This window comes from Kocuria sp. U4B (genome assembly GCF_054875615.1).
Map to the genome: position 1 here is coordinate 1,938,193 of NZ_CM142180.1, position 16,923 is coordinate 1,955,115.

Below are 16,923 nucleotides of genomic sequence, written 5' to 3' on the forward strand. Positions count from 1 at the left end.
CTCCACCACCACGGGGACGCTCCCCGGGGGGCGCGGAGCGCCACAGGCCCGTCCAGCAGTCCCGGACCGCGCCGGGCGGGGTTCGCTCACCCGTAGGTGTCCCGCGGCCCCCGTCCGCGCACCGACCGCCGGCCGCGCTTCCAGCTCGGCGCCGCCGGCCCCAGGATCTCGATCCTCGTGATGATCCCCTCCCCCAGCTGCTCGTCGAAGGTGCGCAGCAGCTGGGGGACCATGAGCCGCAGGTTCGCGGCGTAGGCCGTGGAGTCGCACCGGACCCGCACCACCGTCTCGTCGAAGCTCTCCGGGCGGCAGTGCCCGGAGATCCCCGGGCCCACGAGGTCGTCCCACCGGGAGAGCACGGAGCCGACCGCGACGGGGGCCTTCCACCCCCGCCCCGCCACCAGGGAGTCCAGGACCGAGCCCACGCCGCGGGGGTCCCGCGCGGAGCGGCCCGCCCCGGAGTAGCCCCCGAGGGCGCGGGGGTCCACGTCGTTGCCCCGCCGGCGGCGCTCGGCCGGCGAGGCGGTCGCGGACTCCATGGCCGCGCCGAAGCCCTTGAGGTTGCGCCGCGCCGCCGTTCCGTGCAGCCGCCCGTCGCCCCGGGCCTCCGCGGCCCGGCGCATCCGCTCCAGCAGGGCCGCCGGCGCGTCGATCTCGTCCTCGATCCGGACGACGTGCTCCTCGGCCGCCGCCTCGGTGCCCTCGGCCGCGCCCTGCGCGGCGGGGTCCTCGCGCCCGTCCCCGCTCACGCCGGCGGCCCCTCCCCCGCCCGCTCGGCGGTCGGATCGGCGGGCTGTCCACCGGCCGGATCGTCCGCCCGCTCGGCGGTCCCCGGCCCCACCCGCACCACGCCGTGGGGGCCGGCGACGAGCTCGGCGGGCAGGTCCTCCTCGACCGCGGCCGTCACGAGCACCTGCTCGGCGGAGGCCACGATCGCGGCGAGCCGGCTCCGGCGCCGGGCGTCGAGCTCCGCGAAGACGTCGTCGAGGACGAGGATCGGCGCCGCGCCCTCCGACGGGTCGTCGGCCAGGTGCACGTACCAGGAGCCCAGGCGCAGCGCCAGGGCGTAGGACCACGTCTCCCCGTGCGAGGCGTAGCCGCGGGCCGGGGCCTCGCCGAGCAGCAGCTCGAGCTCGTCCCGGTGGGGGCCCAGCAGGGTGATCCCCCGCTCGACCTCCCGCTGCTCCGAGCTCTCGCACGCCTCCAGGACCAGCTGGTGCAGGTCGGCCGGGGAGAAGCCGCGCAGCCGGGCGACGTCGCCGCCGGCGCTCTCCGGCAGCACCGAGGACACGTAGCGCAGCGTGGTCTGCTTGCTGCCGTCGGTGAGCTGGCCGTAGGCGGTGGCGACCTGCGGGGCGAGGGCGTCGAGCAGCTGCAGGCGCGCGTGCAGGATGGTGGCCCCCGCGCGGGCGAACTGGTCGTTCCACGCCGCGAGCGTGGAACGGTGCGTGGCGGTGAAGCGTCCGCTCGAGCGGGCCGAGCGCAGCAGGGCGTTGCGCTGCCGGAGGACCTTCTCGTAGTCGGCCAGGGTGCCGGCCAGGACGGGGCGCATCGACTTGGCCAGGTCGTCGAGGAAGCGGCGGCGGTGCGAGGGGTCGCCCTTCACGAGCGCGAGGTCCTCGGGCGAGAACAGGACCGTGCGCACAATCCCGAGCGCGTCCCGCGCCCGGACGGGGGCCGCCCGGTTGATCCGCACGCGATTGGCCCGGCCGTCGTTGAGCTCGAACTCCAGCACGGTCTGCTGCCCGCCGCGCCGCACCCGGACCCGGACGATGGCGCGCTCGGCGCCGAAGCGGATCAGCGGACCGTCGGAGGAGACGCGGTGGGAGGCGAGGTCGGCGGTCCAGTCCAGGGCCTCGACGATGTTCGTCTTGCCCACGCCGTTCGGCCCGAGGAACACGGTGATCCCGGGCTCCAGACGCATGTCGAGATGGGCATACGTCCGGAAGTCGAGCAGGGAGAGGTGGTCGACGAACACGCCGGGGTCAGCAGCTTCCGAGTCCGGGCCGGGAGGTCACTGGCTGGGCAGCCGGACCGGCATCAGCAGGTACTTGTAGTCGTCCTTGTCCTCGCCGTCGGGGGTCTCCTGCGCGGAGAGCACCGCCGGCTTGGGCGGGGCGGTGAACGAGAACCGCACGTACTCGGAGGCGAAGGCGTGCAGGCCCTCGGAGAGGTACGTGGGGTTGAACGCGACCGTGATGTCGTCGCCGGTGAGGTGCGCGGAGAGGACCTCGGAGGCCTGGGCGTCCTCCCCGGTGCCGGCGTCGAGGGCCACCTGGCCCTGGGTGAAGGCGAGCCGGACGGGCGTGTTGCGCTCGGCCACGAGCGATACGCGCCGGACGGCCTCGACGAGGTCGCCGGTGCGCACCGCCGCGGTGATCGGGGTGTGCTCGGGGAACAGCGAGCGGATCTTCGGGTACTCCCCGTCGATGAGCAGGCTCGTGGTGCGGCGGCCGCCGGACTCGAAGCCGACGAGCTCGGCGGAGTCGGACAGCGCGATGTTGATGTCCCCGGCGGGCCCCAGGGTCTTGGCGATGTCGTTGAGGGTCCGGGCCTTGATCAGCGCGGCCGTCGAGAGGTCGTTCGCGGTCGGCCGCCAGGTGAGCTCGCGCATGGCCAGGCGGTAGCGGTCGGTCGCGAGCAGCGTCATCTTCTCGCCCTCGATCTCCACGCGCACGCCGGTGAGGATCGGCAGGGTGTCGTCCTTGCTCGCGGCGATGTTGACCTGGGCCACCGCGTGGGCGAACTCGTCCCCGGCCACCACGCCGGAGACGTCGGGCAGCGCCGGCAGCTCGGGGTAGTCGCCCACCGGCATGGCCGCGAGGTTGAAGCGGGACGAGCGGCAGGTCAGGACGACCTTGCCCTCGTCGGCGTGGACCTCGACGGGGGCGGAGGGCAGGGATCGGCAGATGTCGGCGAGCAGGCGTCCGGAGACGAGGGTGGTGCCCTCCTCCTGGACGTCGGCGCTGATGGACAGCCGTGCCGAGATCTCGTAGTCGAAGCTCGCGATGGACAGCGACCCGCCCTCGGCACGGATCAACAGACCGGACAGCACGGGCACCGGGGGCCGAGGAGACAGGGACCGGGCGGTCCAGGTCACGGCCTCGGCGAGAACATCGCGTTCGACGGAGAACTTCACGAGAGGTTGCTGCCTTTCAGTCTGATCAGGGGCGGCGGGGCCGCCGTCCGGGTCCCGCTTCCCGCAGGAAGAGGGCTCCGGGCGCCGCAGGGCGCCGCGGAGCAGGACGTGGCTCGCCGTGTGCATCGTATCCATGCGCTCCGAGCGCTGGCTATTCCGCCACGGAGAGCGCAGCCCGGGGGAGTAGCCGGTCGGGGACGGGTCTCGTCGCGGGGTGGAACCACAGGATTCTTGTTGTTTGGCCGGGATCTCTTTAAGGATGGGAGTGTTAATAACCGCTGTGGAATCTGTGGATAAGTGCCTCTCGGCCAGGTTCCGTCCGGGCCGGTCCTGTTGACTTCTTGTGATTCGCGGTCCACCGAAACCGGTCCGGCCGGTGGACGGGACCCGCGCCGTTCTGCGGGTTCCACAGGCGAGGCCCCGGTTGTACCGAGCTTGTCCACCGATGGAGCCCCGATCTCCACAATTTTGTCCACAGGTGTGGGTTGCGGTCTGTGCACAGCCGCTCCACAGGCGAGGAATTCCTGTGCACGGACGGGTCGTGCGGCCCGTGACGGCGCGGATCCGGCCTGTGGACGAACGACAGGAAAGGGGTCCGCCGGAGCACCGGCGGACCCCTGGGGGCAGGGAGGAGGGCCGGTCAGCCCTCGCGCTGCTGCTGCTTGATCCGGTTCGTCAGCTCGGTCACCTGGTTGAAGATCTGCCGGCGCTCGGCCATGAGGGTGCGGATCTTGCGGTCCGCGTGCATGACCGTGGTGTGGTCCCGCCCGCCCAGCTCCTGGCCGATCTTCGGCAGGGACATGTCGGTCAGCTCCCGCAGCAGGTACATGGCGATCTGCCGCGCGGTGACCAGGGTCCGGGTGCGCGACTTGCTCTTGAGCTCCTCGAGGGTGATGTCGAAGTAGACCGCCGTCTGGGCCAGGATCGAGGCGGCCGTGATCTCCTGCGCGCCGTCGTCGGTGATGAGGTCCTTGAGCACCAGCTCGGCCAGGGGCAGGTCCACGGCCTGCTTGTTGAGGGACGCGAACGCGGTGACGCGGATCAGCGCCCCCTCGAGCTCGCGGATGTTGGTGGAGATGTGGGAGGCGATGTACTCGAGGACGTCGTCGGGGGCGTCCATGCCGTCGCTGACCGCCTTCTTGCGCAGGATCGCGATGCGGGTCTCGAGCTCGGGCGGCTGCACGTCCGTGATCAGGCCCCACTCGAAGCGCGAGCGCATCCGCTCCGCGAAGCCGGTCAGCTGCTTGGGCGGCATGTCCGAGGTGATCACGATCTGCTTCTCGTGGTTGTGCAGCGCGTTGAAGGTGTGGAAGAACTCCTCCTGCGTGTGCTCCTTGCCGGCGAGGAACTGGATGTCGTCGATCAGCAGCATGTCCACGTTGCGGTAGATCTCCTTGAAGGAGGACCCCTCGTCGTCGCGGATGGAGTTGATGAAGTCGTTCGTGAACTCCTCCGAGTTCACGTAGCGCACCCGCACCTGGGGGTAGAGGCGCTTGGCGTAGTGGCCGATCGCGTGCAGCAGGTGCGTCTTGCCCAGCCCGGACTCCCCGTAGATGAACAGCGGGTTGTACGCCTTGGCGGGCGTCTCGGCGACGGCGAACGCCGCCGCGTGCGCGAAGCGGTTGGACTGCCCGATCACGAAGGAGTCGAACACGTACTTCGGGTTCAGCCGCGCGGAGCTGTCCCACTCCCCCACCACGGCGGGTGCGGTGCCGGTGTCCCGGGCGGGGCGCCGGGGCGGGGCGGCCTGCGGGTCGCGCGGCGGCGGCAGCGTCCGGGTGCCCACGCCGGCCTCCCGCGCCGGAACCGGCTGGGCGGGGAACGACATCGCCGGCTGGTCCGACCACGAGGGGTCGGAGGACCGGGCGGGGTCGGCGGAGGTCGGCTCGTCCGTGCGGCCGCGCTCGGCCTCGAGCTCGTCGATCGGCGGCAGCGAGGGCGCGGGGGTCTGCTCCGGCGCCGGGGCGGCCTCGAGGTCGGCGTCGACGACGAACGCCACCAGGGTCTCGGGGCTGAAGGCCCGTCCCACGGCGGAGCGCAGCACGGAGGCCATCTGGTTCTGGAAGAACTCGCGGGTCAGCTCGTTGGGCACGGCCACGAGCAGGGTGGTCCCGATCAGCCCCTGGGGCTGGGCCAGGGAGATGAACCCCCGGTAGCGGCCGGTGGTCATCGGATCCTCGTACATGTACTGCACGCACTCGGCCCACTGCGCGCTGAGCGCCTGATTGTCCTGCGTGCCCACGCGTACTCCTGCTGTCATGTCGTCGAGTTGTCGTCGAGGTTCCGAGGCGGTGGACGGGTCGTCCGGGCCCGGGATGGGAAGGCTTGTCCACAGCGTTGTTCACAACGGTGGAAAAGCTGTCGGGGGCCAGCCGCGAGAGCCAGCCTAGAACATGCGTCCGGCCTGTTCATAGCGGCTCCGTTGGCGCCCCGGGAACTACATCCTTGTAGTTCGGGCCCGGATCCGCGCCGTTCCGCGGGTCTCGGCGGGCAGGTTTTCCACAGGATGTGACCAAGATCCGTGCACACCTGTGGGTAGGATGTGGACTGCACACGTTCCCCGCCCGCTCCGGCCGGTCGTCGTTCCGGTCCCGGTGCTCCGCCGCCCGCCCGGGGCCACCGTCCCGCGGGCGTCCCGTCCTCCGTCCGGAGCAGGCCCCGGCCCGCCCCGGATTTGACCGTCCCCTGCCCGTTGTCTAGGGTGGGGTAGTCTTTTGTGTCTGCGGTCATGCCTGTTCGCATGCCCGGACGCATCCACCAGCACTGCCGCGCCCGCCCGCTCGTCCTGCCGCTCCGGCGCCGAGGACGAGGGTGGGCGCGCACCCCGACGTCTTTGGAGTAACCAGTGAGCAAGCGGACTTTTCAGCCGAATAACCGCCGTCGCGCCAAGAAGCACGGCTTCCGCGCTCGGATGCGGACCCGTGCCGGCCGCGCCATCCTCGCGGCCCGCCGCAGCAAGGGCCGCACCGAGCTCTCCGCCTGAGTCTTCCGTGTCGGATCCGGCGGCGCGCTCGACCAGCCCCCTCCCGGGGGCGGTCCGCCGAGCGGTGCCACCGGCCCCCCAGGAGCCCCGCCGTGCTGCCTGAGCAGCACCGGATGCGGACCTCGGTCCAGTTCAAGGCCACCACGCGTTCCGGCGCCCGCAACGGGCGCCGGAACGTCGTCGTATATGTGCACCCCACGGACGGGGCGCAGCCCGCGCGCTTCGGCTTCGTGGTCTCCAAGGCCGTGGGCAACGCGGTGCGGCGCAACAAGGTGAAGCGCCGCCTGCGGGAGCTCGCCCAGTCGACCCTCAGGCAGGCGCCGTACGGTTACGACGTCGTGGTCCGTGCCCTGCCCCCGGCGGCCGCCGCCGGATGGCCGGATCTGGCGGCCGACTACGGCAGGGCGTGGCGCGCGGCGTCGGCCCGTGCCGGCGTGCCCGCCTCCGCGGACCGGGTCCCCGCACCCGAGCAGAGATCCACCCGACAGGAGGAGCCCGAGAGATGAGCGAGCACGCTCACGCGCCCGAGCACCTCCTCGTCGCCGCTCCCCACGAGTTCGTCCGGCCCGCGACGGCCGGGCAGGCGCTCTGGTTCCTGCCGCAGAACGTGCTCATCGCGCTCCTCAAGGTCTACCGGTCCATCGTCTCCCCGCTCTACGGCGACGTCTGCCGGTACTTCCCCAGCTGCTCCGCCTATGCGCTCGAGTCCGTCACCGTGCACGGCGCCGTGCGCGGCCTGGGCCTCAGCGTGCGGCGCCTCCTGCGCTGCCACCCCTGGGCGGCCGGCGGGATCGACAGGGTCCCGGACGGGGGCCGGGTCTTCCCCGACTTCGCGTCCCTGCCCAAGATCGTCCTGCTGAACCACCCGACCCTGGCCGAGCGCCACCAGCACCGTCCCGCCGAGGACACCGGTCCCGCGGCCCAAGGAGAGCCTTCCCCATGAACCTGTTCGAAATGATCCTCTTCCCCTTCAGGTGGGTCGTCTCCGCCGTGCTGTGGGTGTTCCACGAGCTGCTCACGGCCGTCGGGATGGACCCGGCCGCGGGCATCACCTGGGTGCTCTCGATCGTGGGCCTGACCCTGGTCATGCGCACGCTGACCATCCCGCTGTTCCTCAAGCAGATCAAGTCCATGCGCGGCATGCAGGAGCTGCAGCCGGAGATGGCGAAGCTGCAGGCCAAGTACAAGGGCAAGAAGGACCAGCTCTCCCGCCAGGCCATGGCGCAGGAGCAGATGGAGCTGTACAAGAAGCACGGCTCCAACCCGTTCTCCGCGTGCCTGCCGATCCTCGTGCAGATGCCGATCTTCTTCGGCCTGTTCCAGGTGCTCAACGGCGTCCCCCAGGCCGCCGCCGCCGGGGAGACGATCCACGTGCTGGACGCCTCCCGCGTGCAGTCCTTCAACGAGGCCACCTTCTTCGGCGCACCCCTGTTCTCCACCCTGCTCAACCCGGGCAACGGCAACCACGTGGCCACGATCGTCCTGGCCCTCGTGATGATCGTCGCGATGTCCGCCACGCAGTTCATCACCCAGAAGCAGCTGACGTCCAAGAACATGAGCGAGACCGCCAAGGCCTCCCCCATGTACCGCCAGCAGCAGATGATGCTCTACCTGTTCCCGCTCGTCTTCGCGATCGGCGGCATCAACTTCCCCATCGGCGTCCTCATCTACTGGACCGTCTCCAACGTGTGGTCCATGGGCCAGCAGTGGTGGGTCATCCGCAACAACCCCACCCCCGGCTCCCAGGCCGAGCAGGAGCTCAACGACCGCCGCGCGGCCAAGGGGCTTCCCCCGCTGGGCAAGACCAAGGAGGAGCACGAGGCCGAGCTGGACGAGCAGCGCGCCCGCGCGGCCGCCGGCCAACGGCAGCAGCCCGTCGGCAAGAAGCGCCAGAAGCAGCAGGCGAAGAAGAAGCAGACGCGGTGATCCCCGCCGGGTCCCCCGGTTCGACCCCCTCCCCCGCCCGTGGCCGGTCCCACCCTGCCACGGGCCCGCACCGCCCCCAGGAGACGACATGACCGACATCCGGCAGACCACGCAGGACGCCGACGAGGCCCAGCCGCTCGAGCCCCGGGCGACGGGCACGCAGGGCCCGGCCGACGACGGCACGACGGCCGCCGTGGCCGCCCCGGCCCTCGACGCCCTCGAGGAGGAGGGCGAGGTCGCCGCCGACTACCTCGAGGAGCTGCTGGACACGGCGGACCTCGACGGGGACATCGACATCGAGGTGCGGGACGGCCGGACCTACCTCTCCGTCGTGGCCGAGGGCGACGACAGCGAGGGCCTCTCCGTGCTGGTCGGGGAGGACGGCGAGGTCCTGGAGGCGCTCCAGGAGCTCGTGCGCCTGTCCGTGCTCGCGGCCACGGGCCGCCGCTCCCGGCTGGTGCTGGACGTCGGGGGCTACCGCGAGCGGCGCTCCTCCGCCCTGCGCGAGATGGCCCTCGCGGCCGTGCGCGAGGCCCGGGAGACCGGCGGGCGCGTGCACCTCGACCCGCTCTCCGCCTACGAGCGCAAGATCGTCCACGACGTCGTCGCGGACGAGGGTCTCCTCAGCGAGTCCGAGGGCGACGGCGCGGCACGGCACATCGTCGTGTCCGTCCAGGAGGGCTGATGAGCGCGCCCGAGCGACCCGCTCCCGCCCCGCAGGAGGCCCCTCTCCCCGACGCCCGGGAACGGGCGGCCGCCGAGCAGCTCTTCGGCGACCGGCTCGGGCTGGCCGAGCGCTACGTGGCGCACCTGGCCTCGTCGGGCATCGTGCGGGGACTCATCGGGCCCCGTGAGGTCCCCCGGCTGTGGAGCCGTCACGTGCTGAACTGCGCCGTCGTGGAGGAGCTCGTTCCCCAGGACGCGCGCGTGGCCGACGTCGGCTCCGGCGCCGGCCTGCCCGGCCTGTGCCTGGCCCTGGCGCGCCCGGACCTGCACCTGACGCTCATCGAGCCCCTGGAGCGCCGGGTGCAGTGGCTCGAGGAGGTCGTGGCCGACCTCGGCCTGACCAACGTGCGCGTGCTCCGTGCCCGCGCCGAGCAGGCCGGGACCGAGATCGGCGACGTCGACGTCGTCACGGCCCGCGCGGTGTCGGCGCTCGTGGGACTGCTGGACATCACCCTGCCCCTGCTCCGCGGCCGCGGCGAGCTGCTGGCCCTCAAGGGGCGCTCCGCGGCCGAGGAGGTCGAGAAGGCGGGCAAGAAGCTCCACCGCTACGGCGCCCGGTCGACCGAGGTCCTCACCGCGGGCGCGGACCTGCTCGCGGAACCGACCACGGTGGTCCGCGTCCGGCTGTGAGGACCGCCCCGGCAGGTGTCACCCCCGGTCAGGGGCGGCGGTAGGCTGGGACGAGTGTGCCGCGGACATCCTCCGGCCCCGCACCGGGGCGCGGGCGGGGAGCCGGCACGGCCCCGGCACCTCTCCCCCGCGGAGGGCGTGCCCCCGACGGAGCGAGTTCGAGAAGAACCGGGAAGGTGCGCAGTCAGATGCCGAGCGACGACGGCGCGGAGGCCCGCCAGGGCTTCGACATGGGGTTTCCCCCGGATCCCGTGGCTCAACCGATGAAGGTTGTGCCGGATCGGGGGACTCGTGTTTCACGTGAAACGGACGCACCGCCGTCCGGAAGGACGACAACGATGGTGGAGGACACGCCACTGGGGAGGAAGCTCGTGGAAGAGACTAGGCGACGCGCCAGGCTGAAGAAGGTCCAGCTGGAGAAGCCCGCGGCGACGCGGGTCTTCACCATCAGCAACCAGAAGGGCGGCGTCGGAAAGACCAGCACCTCGGTGAACCTCGCCGTGGCGCTGGCCCGCCAGGGGCAGAACGTCCTGGTGATCGACAACGACCCGCAGGGCAACGCCTCCACCGCCCTCGGCATCGAGCACAGCTCGGACGTGGACAGCACCTATGACGTGCTCATCGACGAGATGCCGATCGCGGACGTCGTGAAGCAGTCCTCGGAGGCGGAGAACCTGTGGGTCGTGCCCGCCACGATCGACCTGGCCGGCGCGGAGATCGAGCTCGTCTCCATGGTGGCCCGGGAGCACCGGCTGCGGCGGGCGCTCGAGGCCTACGCACGCCGGCGTGAGGAGGACGGGCTCGAGCGCCTCGACTACGTCTTCATCGACTGCCCGCCCAGCCTGGGGCTGCTGACCCTCAACGCCTTCGTGGCCGCGACCGAGGTGCTCATCCCCATCCAGTGCGAGTACTACGCGCTCGAGGGCCTGAGCCAGCTGCTGAAGAACATCGAGATGATCCAGAAGCACCTGAACCCCGAGCTGAAGGTCTCCACGATCCTGCTCACGATGTACGACGGGCGCACCAATCTCGCGTCCCAGGTGGCCGAGGAGGTGCGGACCCACTTCCCCCACGAGGTGCTGGAGACGGTGATCCCCCGCTCGGTGCGCATCTCGGAGGCGCCCAGCTACCAGCAGAGTGTCATCAGCTACGACCCGAGCTCGACGGGAGCCCTCTCCTACCTGGAGGCTGCCGCGGAGATCGCCCAGCGCGCCGGGCGCTGACTCTCCCCTTCCGCCGTCCCTGGACGCCCGTCTCCCCCGGAGGCGGGCGTCCGTCGTCCCGCTCCCCCGTGGTGCGCCGACCTGCCGGGACGGTCCCGGGGCGCGGTCTCCGGCGTGCAGGTGCTCCGTTAGAATTGGTCGGATTGCCGCAGCACGGAAAGGAACATCGTGAGCGAACGACGACGTGGACTCGGCCGAGGTCTCGGCGCCCTGATCCCCAGCACTCCCCCGGCCGCGCAGGAGACCACCACTGCACCGGATCGGTCCGGGACGCCTGCGGCGCCTGCTGCCGGACCGGACGGCGCCGACCGCCGGGGCGCGACGGCCGGTCCCGTTCCACGTGAAACATCGCCCGTGGCCGCACCGCAGAAGGATTCCGCCGCCCCCGCCCCGGCGGGCGCGGAGCACGGTGCGGCGGCACGCTCCTCGGACGCCGGGCCCAGGCGACCCGCCGGTCCGGCCGCGCGCCCGAAGGCGATCAAGTCGCGGATGGACATGGGTGAGGCGCTGCGCAACACCACCCTGGTCAGCCGCCCGTCCGACATGTTCTTCCTCCCGTCCGTACCGGGCCCGGACACCGACCAACAGGACTCCACCGGCCACGATGTTCCACGGGAAACGGAGGCTCCGACCTCTCCGGAGCCGGCCGGGACCCCAACGGCACCGACGCGGCCCGCCGCCGCAACCCGCCCGGACCGTGCCGCCCCCGCTCCGTCGACGACCGACTCGCCAACGGCCGAATCGGCGACGCCCGCCGTCGCTCCACCGGCCGATCCTCCGGCCCCCGCCGCGGCGGAACCCTCCGCCGCAGCGGTTTCACGTGAAACGACGACGGGCACCGGGAGCCTGGCCACGGTGCCGGGGGCGACGTTCGCCGAGCTGCCGGTCGCCTCCATCCACCCCAACCGGAAGCAGCCCCGTCAGGTCTTCGACGAGGAGGAGCTGGCCGAGCTGGCGTACTCGATCGGCGAGCTCGGCGTGCTCCAGCCGATCGTCGTGCGCTCCAGCCGGGAGGGCGGGGACGAGCAGTACGAGCTGGTCATGGGGGAGCGGCGGTGGCGGGCCACCCAGCGGGCCGGTCTGGCCACGATCCCCGCCATCGTCCGGGAGACGTCCGACGACGACCTGCTGCGCGACGCCCTGCTCGAGAACCTGCACCGCAGCCAGTTGAACCCTCTCGAGGAGGCCGCGGCCTATCAGCAGCTGCTGGAGGAGTTCGGCGCCACGCAGGAGGAGCTGGCGCGGCGGATCGGGCGCTCCCGTCCGCAGATCAGCAACACCATCCGCCTGCTGAAGCTCCCCCCGCTGGTCCAGCGCCGCGTGGCGGCCGGTGTTCTCTCGGCGGGCCACGCCCGTGCGCTGCTCGCCCTAGCAGATCCCGCGGAGATGGAACGGCTCGCGCAGCGGATCGTCGCGGAGGGGCTGTCGGTGCGGGCGACGGAGGAGGCGGTGGCGCTGCTCGACGGGTCGAAGAAGGCCCCCGAGCGCGTGCCGGCCGCTGCGCCGCGGCACCAGGAGCGGCTGGACTACATCGCCGAGGCCTTCGCCGACCGGCTGGACACGAGCGTGAAGATCGCGCTGGGGGCGCGGAAGGGACGGATGACCATCGAGTTCGCCTCCGTCGAGGACCTGAACCGCATCATCGAGGTGCTCGACCCCGGGATGGACCGGTCCTAGCCGACGGCCCCACAGAGAAGCCCTGGTGTTCCACGTGGAACACCGGGGCTTCTCGCTTCTCGCCGCAGCGGAGGCGGGGACGGGCGAGGCCTCAGAGGCCGTTGTACTCCGCGAGGTCGCCGAGGCGCATCGTGCCCGTGGGGACGTCCTGGTCGGCCAGCAGGAACATCCGCTGGAGCCCGAAGACGAGGGCCTCCGCCAGGTGGTTGCGGTGCTCGGCGTCGGCCAGTGCCGCGCGGTCCACCGGGCTGGAGAGGTAGCCCAGGTCCAGCCATACCGTGGGGGCGCCCAGGGACCGGAGCAGCTCCCACTGCCGCGGGTGCGCCCCGAGGTCGAGCGCCCCCGTCCGCGCGACCATCTCCTTGAGGACGAGGACGGCCGCACGCTCGCCGATGGGGGAGTAGACCTCCGAGCCGTCCTGCTCGCCCCAGTAGTAGGCGGCGACGCCGGAGGCCGCGGGCGAGCGGTTCCAGTCGCAGTGCAGCGACAGCACGACCGCCTCGGGGTGCTCGTCCGTGACCACCCGGGCCGAGGCCACGGCGCGCACCGGGTGCCCCCGGCGGTCGCGGAGCTCGCGGCCGGGGGACACGACGGCCGGGTCGGCGCCGATCTCGTGGAGCAGCTCCCAGGCCCGCACCGCCACGTCGCACGTGATCTCGTCGGCGCGGTCCAGGAAGTCCCCGGGGGCCGAGGCCGCGGGCTGCTGGCCGGAGGAGCGCGAGGGCACCAGCACCACGGGGCGCCCGCGCAGCGCGGAGCTCGCGCGCTCGAGCCGGTGGTAGTCCCGCAGGGAGAAGGCCTTGGAGGAGGTGATGTTCTTGTTGATCCGGGCCAGCGCCGCGATCGTCTCGCGGTCCACGACCCCGGTGGCCGGCAGGCCGAGGCTCTGCTGCAGCTCCGTGACGGCGTAGTGGGTGCTCTTGGCGAACGCGCCGTTGAGGTGACCGTAGTAGAAGCCCAACCGGGAGAGGTTGTGCTGCAGCATGGTGACGTCGTCACCCCGGAGGGGCTGGTCCCCGTCCAGGAAGAGGGGGCGGTCCCCTAGGGCGTACTGCGCCTCGTTGAGCGCGCGCTCCGTCTCGGGGCCCACGAGCCCGTCGACGATCAGCCCCCGCTCCTGCTGGAAGGCGCGCACCGCCGCGTCGACGTGGTCGTCGAAGTAGGAGGGGTTGTTGACGTCCTGTGGTGCGAGGTACGCCACGGTGACCCCCGCGCGGAGCAGGCGCTCCCGCAGGCTGGTCACGCGCCGGCTCGTCATGGTCCGGCGCAGCATCGGTTCGGTGTCGTCGAGGTTCACGGAAGTCCCACGGGTCGTCGGGTCGTCGGGGGTGGTGCGCGAACGGCTCATCCGTCCCCTCCCGGCGGGGGAGGGGACGGATGAGCCGGACGTGGAGGGGATGTCGGGGACCCGATCAGTTCCCGGGGGTGAGGTAGTCGGCGAACTCGCGCTCCAGGGCGCTCTTGGGCTTCGCGCCGATGGCCTTGCGGACCACCTCGCCGTCGGCGAAGAGGTAGATCGCGGGGATGGACGTGATGCCGTACTGGGAGGCGACGGCCGGGTTCTCGTCCACGTTGAGCTTCACGACCTCGACGGCGTCCGCGTGCTCCGCGGCGATGGCGTCCAGCACCGGGCCGACCATCCGGCAGGGGCCGCACCACTCGGCCCAGAAGTCCACGATGACGGGCTTGCTGGACTCGAGGACCTCGGTCCGGAAGTCGGCGTCGGTGACGTTCTTGGCAGCACTCATGATGTCTCCTTGTCCGGGCGTCCGGCACGCACAGCGCGTGCCCGACGCCCACGGGTGGCTCGCCGAGCGACTCGGACGAGCGGGCGGATCGTGTTCGATTATGACCCATGCGGTGGCGGGACAGGGCCCGCGCCCGCACCGGCCGGGCTCAGCTGTGCAGCACCGAGCGGCTGTGGAGGGCCGCCAGGTAGTGCTCGACGTCGACGGCCGCGACGCAGCCCGAGCCGGCGGCGGTGATCGCCTGCCGGTAGGTGGCGTCCACGACGTCGCCGGCCGCGAAGACCCCGGCCAGGCTGGTGGTGGAGCTGCGGCCGTCCACGGCGATCGTGCCGTCCACGGTGAGCTCCAGCTGGTCCTTGACCAGGTCCGTGCGGGGATCCGAGCCGATCGCCACAAACAGGCCCGTCACCGGCAGCTCGGAGGTCTCCTTGGTCTGGGTGTCGCGCAGGGCGAGGGACTCGACCTTGTCCGCCCCGTTGATGCCCACGACCTCGGTGTTCCACAGCACGTCGATCTTCGGGTCGTCGAAGGCACGCTGCTGCATGATCTCCGAGGCGCGGAAGCTGTCGCGGCGGTGGATGATCGTGACCTTGGCGGCGAACTTGGTGAGGAAGGTGGCCTCCTCCAGGGCGGAGTCGCCGCCGCCGACCACGGCGATGTGCTGCTCCTTGAAGAAGAAGCCGTCGCACGTGGCGCACCAGCTGACCCCGTGGCCGGAGAGCCGCTTCTCGTCCGGCAGCCCGAGCTCGCGGTAGGCGGAGCCGGTCGCGATGATCACGGCGTGGGCGCGGTGGACGGAGCCGTCCTCGAGGGTCACGGTCTTGATCTCGCCCTCGAGCTCGACGGCGACGACGTCCTCGTAGCGGATGTCGGCCCCGAAGCGCTCGGCCTGCTGCTGCATGCTGGACATGAGCTCCGGGCCCATGATGCCGTCGACGAACCCGGGGTAGTTCTCGACCTCGGTCGTGTTCATGAGCTCGCCACCGGCCGTCACGGACCCGGCGAAGACGATCGGCCGCAGGTTGGCGCGCGCGGTGTAGATCGCGGCGGTGTACCCGGCGGGGCCGGAGCCGACGACGATGACCTCGTGGACGGTCCCGTCCTCCGCGGTGACCGTCGGCTCGTCGTTCTTGGGAGCGAGGTCCAGGGCGTTGATGACGGGACCGAAGTCGGGGCTCACTGTTCTGCTGACCTTCCGTGAAGGGAGCGGCCGGACGCGCCGGCCGCGGGGACCACTGGCACAACGGGGCGCGCCCGGCGGATATTCCGGGGACGGGCGCGCCCCGCGGCGCAGGGGAGCGGGGTGCTCAGCCGAGCTGGATCTCGCCGACCCGCAGCCCGTAGGGGTAGCCCGCGATGGGGTTGGTCAGCTGCGGCAGCTGGGTCCAGTTCACGATGACGTACTGGTGCTCGCCGTCCTGGGCCGCCGCGGTGAGGGGGACCGTGATCTCCGGGCCCGTGAAGGCGCCGGAGCCCACCTGCTGGGCGCCCTCGAGGCCCGGGGTGTCGTTGACGTAGACGTCGAACAGCCCGCCCGAGCCCGCGGACTGGCTGATCCGCACCTCCCGCACCGGGGCGGGCTCCCGGAGCTGGACCGCGAGGCCCACGCTGGGCGTCCGGTTGCCGAAGCTCGCGTCGGAGAACCCGTAGCTGATCCAGTAGGTGGCGGGGTTGCCGTCGACGACCTGGCCCAGCTGCGCGTCCTGGTCCGCCATGAAGCCCGGGTCCGTCGGCACCAGGCGCAGCGCGCCCGCGGCGTCGGGCTCGGCCGGTGCCTGCTCCGTGGGGCTCGGCGCCGCGCTCGGCTGCCGGTCCTGCTGCTCCGCGGCGGGGGCGCTCGCGACGGGCTCCGGGTCCTCCGGGCCGCCGAAGAGCCCGCCCAGCCGGTCGAAGCCGAGGACCACGGCCCCGGCGAGCACGGCGAGCAGCAGGGCCAGCAGCCACACCAGGCCGCGGCCGCCCTTCTTCCCGGCCGGCTGCGGGTCCTGCTCGCGCGGCGGTGCCCCGGCCGTGCCGGGCTCGTCGAAGGGCGTCTCCTGGTGCTCGTCGTACCAGCTGTCGTAGCGGTTGTCGCCGTCGTAGCCGGGATCGATGTCCGTGCCGGCGACACGCCCGGCCGCGGCCGCGGTCCCGCTGGCCGCGGCCCGGTCGAAGAGGGTCGACCGGGTGGAGGTGGCGCTGACGCGCACGGGCCGGCCGAGGCGGGTGCGCACGGAGGGGGCGGGGGCGGCGGCGTCGTAGGAGTCGTCGTGCTCCCAGCGGGTCACCCTGGCCCCGGGGGCGGCGCCGGCGAGGCCGTCGGACGGTGCGGCCGCGACCACGGGCTGCGGGCTGGTGGGCTCCGGCTCGTCGTAGACGTAGGAGCTGCCGCCGCCGGTGCGGGGGGCGCCGAAGATGTCGTCGCCGAGGGACTCGTCCTCGATCTCGTCCGGCTCCACGAGCAGGGAGTCGAGCATGTCCGCGGCGGGGGTGTGGGAGGTCACGAGGTAGGTGTGCGCGTCCGCCTGGCCGAGGTCCAGGATCTGGAAGGGCGCGCCGAGGCTGCCGTTGGCCATGGAGCGCGCGTTCTCCACCAGCAGGGGCGTGTGCTGCTCGGCGGGCAGCAGGATCGAGACGCGGCGGCCGAGGATCTGGTCCTGGCCCTCGAGCACGTGGTCGCCCTCGGCGGTGGCCAGCACGTCCGAGACGACCTTGTAGCGGCCGCCGAGGACGGAACCGAGCTTCATCGGTGCAGGCACGTTGGCTCCCTGGGGGTCGGGAATTCGCGGGGGGCCGGAATTCGGGGTGGGGTCGGCCGGAGGGCGGGCGGGGCGGGTGCCCTTCCCCCGGTCACCGACCAGTCAGCACTTTACCGGTCCCCGGCGCGGGTCC

At 72.2% G+C, this 16,923-nt stretch carries 16 protein-coding genes; 8 read left to right on the forward strand and 8 right to left on the reverse strand.

Annotation, left to right across the window (positions count from 1 at the left end; translation table 11 throughout):
• Positions 1-86 precede the first annotated feature (86 nt).
• The 4 genes from ACYSMR_RS09195 to dnaA form a co-directional block, all read right to left on the reverse strand.
• Positions 87-749, reverse strand: coding sequence for a DciA family protein (locus ACYSMR_RS09195; protein WP_308222193.1), 663 nt, complete (start codon positions 747-749; stop codon positions 87-89).
• Complete coding sequence (gene recF, locus ACYSMR_RS09200; RefSeq protein WP_461744736.1) at positions 746-1,978, reverse strand: DNA replication/repair protein RecF; 1,233 nt, start codon at positions 1,976-1,978, stop codon at positions 746-748. The genes ACYSMR_RS09195 and recF overlap by 4 nt, the downstream gene beginning before the upstream one ends.
• A gap of 36 nt (positions 1,979-2,014) precedes the next feature.
• Positions 2,015-3,139, reverse strand: a complete 1,125-nt coding sequence (gene dnaN / locus ACYSMR_RS09205; protein ID WP_251333683.1) for a DNA polymerase III subunit beta — start codon at positions 3,137-3,139, stop codon at positions 2,015-2,017.
• Between the two features lie 640 nt (positions 3,140-3,779).
• The gene (gene dnaA, locus ACYSMR_RS09210; RefSeq protein ID WP_251333717.1) at positions 3,780-5,324 is read right to left on the reverse strand and encodes a chromosomal replication initiator protein DnaA; all 1,545 of its coding nucleotides are present in this window, start codon (positions 5,322-5,324) and stop codon (positions 3,780-3,782) included.
• 660 nt (positions 5,325-5,984) lie between these two features.
• On the opposite strand from dnaA, the gene rpmH reads away from it, so the two are divergent.
• The 8 genes from rpmH (at position 5,985) to ACYSMR_RS09250 (ending at position 12,304) form a co-directional block, all read left to right on the forward strand.
• Entirely contained in the window at positions 5,985-6,122 is a 138-nt protein-coding gene (rpmH, locus tag ACYSMR_RS09215) for a 50S ribosomal protein L34 (RefSeq protein WP_019181680.1), read from the forward strand.
• A gap of 92 nt (positions 6,123-6,214) precedes the next feature.
• Positions 6,215-6,628 carry a ribonuclease P protein component gene (rnpA, locus tag ACYSMR_RS09220; protein ID WP_251333684.1) on the forward strand — a complete coding sequence of 138 codons (414 nt, stop codon included), beginning with the start codon at positions 6,215-6,217 and terminating at the stop codon, positions 6,626-6,628.
• Positions 6,625-7,065 carry a membrane protein insertion efficiency factor YidD gene (gene yidD, locus ACYSMR_RS09225; RefSeq protein WP_309124900.1) on the forward strand — a complete coding sequence of 147 codons (441 nt, stop codon included), beginning with the start codon at positions 6,625-6,627 and terminating at the stop codon, positions 7,063-7,065. Before rnpA ends, yidD begins: the two co-directional genes overlap by 4 nt.
• Positions 7,062-8,048: a membrane protein insertase YidC gene (gene yidC / locus ACYSMR_RS09230; protein WP_461744741.1), complete on the forward strand. Its 987-nt coding sequence runs from the start codon at positions 7,062-7,064 to the stop codon at positions 8,046-8,048. The genes yidD and yidC overlap by 4 nt, the downstream gene beginning before the upstream one ends.
• Before the next feature lie 88 nt (positions 8,049-8,136).
• Positions 8,137-8,733: a Jag family protein gene (locus ACYSMR_RS09235; protein WP_461744743.1), complete on the forward strand. Its 597-nt coding sequence runs from the start codon at positions 8,137-8,139 to the stop codon at positions 8,731-8,733.
• The gene (rsmG, locus tag ACYSMR_RS09240; protein WP_309124898.1) at positions 8,733-9,404 is read left to right on the forward strand and encodes a 16S rRNA (guanine(527)-N(7))-methyltransferase RsmG; all 672 of its coding nucleotides are present in this window, start codon (positions 8,733-8,735) and stop codon (positions 9,402-9,404) included. The genes ACYSMR_RS09235 and rsmG overlap by 1 nt, the downstream gene beginning before the upstream one ends.
• Positions 9,405-9,742: 338 nt before the next feature.
• On the forward strand, positions 9,743-10,627 hold the full coding sequence (locus tag ACYSMR_RS09245) for an AAA family ATPase (protein ID WP_309124897.1): 885 nt from the start codon (positions 9,743-9,745) through the stop codon (positions 10,625-10,627).
• Between the two features lie 495 nt (positions 10,628-11,122).
• On the forward strand, positions 11,123-12,304 hold the full coding sequence (locus ACYSMR_RS09250) for a ParB/RepB/Spo0J family partition protein (RefSeq protein WP_461748017.1): 1,182 nt from the start codon (positions 11,123-11,125) through the stop codon (positions 12,302-12,304).
• A 91-nt stretch (positions 12,305-12,395) separates the two neighbouring features.
• Here ACYSMR_RS09250 and ACYSMR_RS09255 read toward each other — a convergent pair whose 3' ends face one another.
• The 4 genes from ACYSMR_RS09255 to ACYSMR_RS09270 all read right to left on the reverse strand — a co-directional run bounded on the left by ACYSMR_RS09255 (position 12,396) and on the right by ACYSMR_RS09270 (position 16,790).
• Positions 12,396-13,652, reverse strand: coding sequence for a peptidoglycan-binding protein (locus ACYSMR_RS09255; protein WP_309124896.1), 1,257 nt, complete (start codon positions 13,650-13,652; stop codon positions 12,396-12,398).
• Between the two features lie 64 nt (positions 13,653-13,716).
• Positions 13,717-14,052 carry a thioredoxin gene (trxA, locus tag ACYSMR_RS09260; RefSeq protein ID WP_251333691.1) on the reverse strand — a complete coding sequence of 112 codons (336 nt, stop codon included), beginning with the start codon at positions 14,050-14,052 and terminating at the stop codon, positions 13,717-13,719.
• A gap of 148 nt (positions 14,053-14,200) precedes the next feature.
• Positions 14,201-15,232 carry a thioredoxin-disulfide reductase gene (gene trxB, locus ACYSMR_RS09265; protein WP_375142367.1) on the reverse strand — a complete coding sequence of 344 codons (1,032 nt, stop codon included), beginning with the start codon at positions 15,230-15,232 and terminating at the stop codon, positions 14,201-14,203.
• A gap of 127 nt (positions 15,233-15,359) precedes the next feature.
• The gene (locus ACYSMR_RS09270; RefSeq protein WP_309124895.1) at positions 15,360-16,790 is read right to left on the reverse strand and encodes a hypothetical protein; all 1,431 of its coding nucleotides are present in this window, start codon (positions 16,788-16,790) and stop codon (positions 15,360-15,362) included.
• Between the last annotated feature and the right edge of the window lie 133 nt (positions 16,791-16,923).

Bases quoted from the DNA above. Each gene is read 5' to 3' on its own strand.
- dnaA (WP_251333717.1), bottom strand. From the start codon at position 5,324: ATGTACGAGGATCCGATGACCACCGGCCGCTACCGGGGGTTCATCTCC.
- yidD (WP_309124900.1), top strand. From the start codon at position 6,625: ATGAGCGAGCACGCTCACGCGCCCGAGCACCTCCTCGTCGCCGCTCCC.
- yidC (WP_461744741.1), top strand. From the start codon at position 7,062: ATGAACCTGTTCGAAATGATCCTCTTCCCCTTCAGGTGGGTCGTCTCC.
- ACYSMR_RS09235 (WP_461744743.1), top strand. From the start codon at position 8,137: ATGACCGACATCCGGCAGACCACGCAGGACGCCGACGAGGCCCAGCCG.
- rsmG (WP_309124898.1), top strand. From the start codon at position 8,733: ATGAGCGCGCCCGAGCGACCCGCTCCCGCCCCGCAGGAGGCCCCTCTC.
- ACYSMR_RS09245 (WP_309124897.1), top strand. From the start codon at position 9,743: ATGGTGGAGGACACGCCACTGGGGAGGAAGCTCGTGGAAGAGACTAGG.
- ACYSMR_RS09250 (WP_461748017.1), top strand. From the start codon at position 11,123: ATGGGTGAGGCGCTGCGCAACACCACCCTGGTCAGCCGCCCGTCCGAC.
- ACYSMR_RS09255 (WP_309124896.1), bottom strand. From the start codon at position 13,652: ATGAGCCGTTCGCGCACCACCCCCGACGACCCGACGACCCGTGGGACT.
- trxA (WP_251333691.1), bottom strand. From the start codon at position 14,052: ATGAGTGCTGCCAAGAACGTCACCGACGCCGACTTCCGGACCGAGGTC.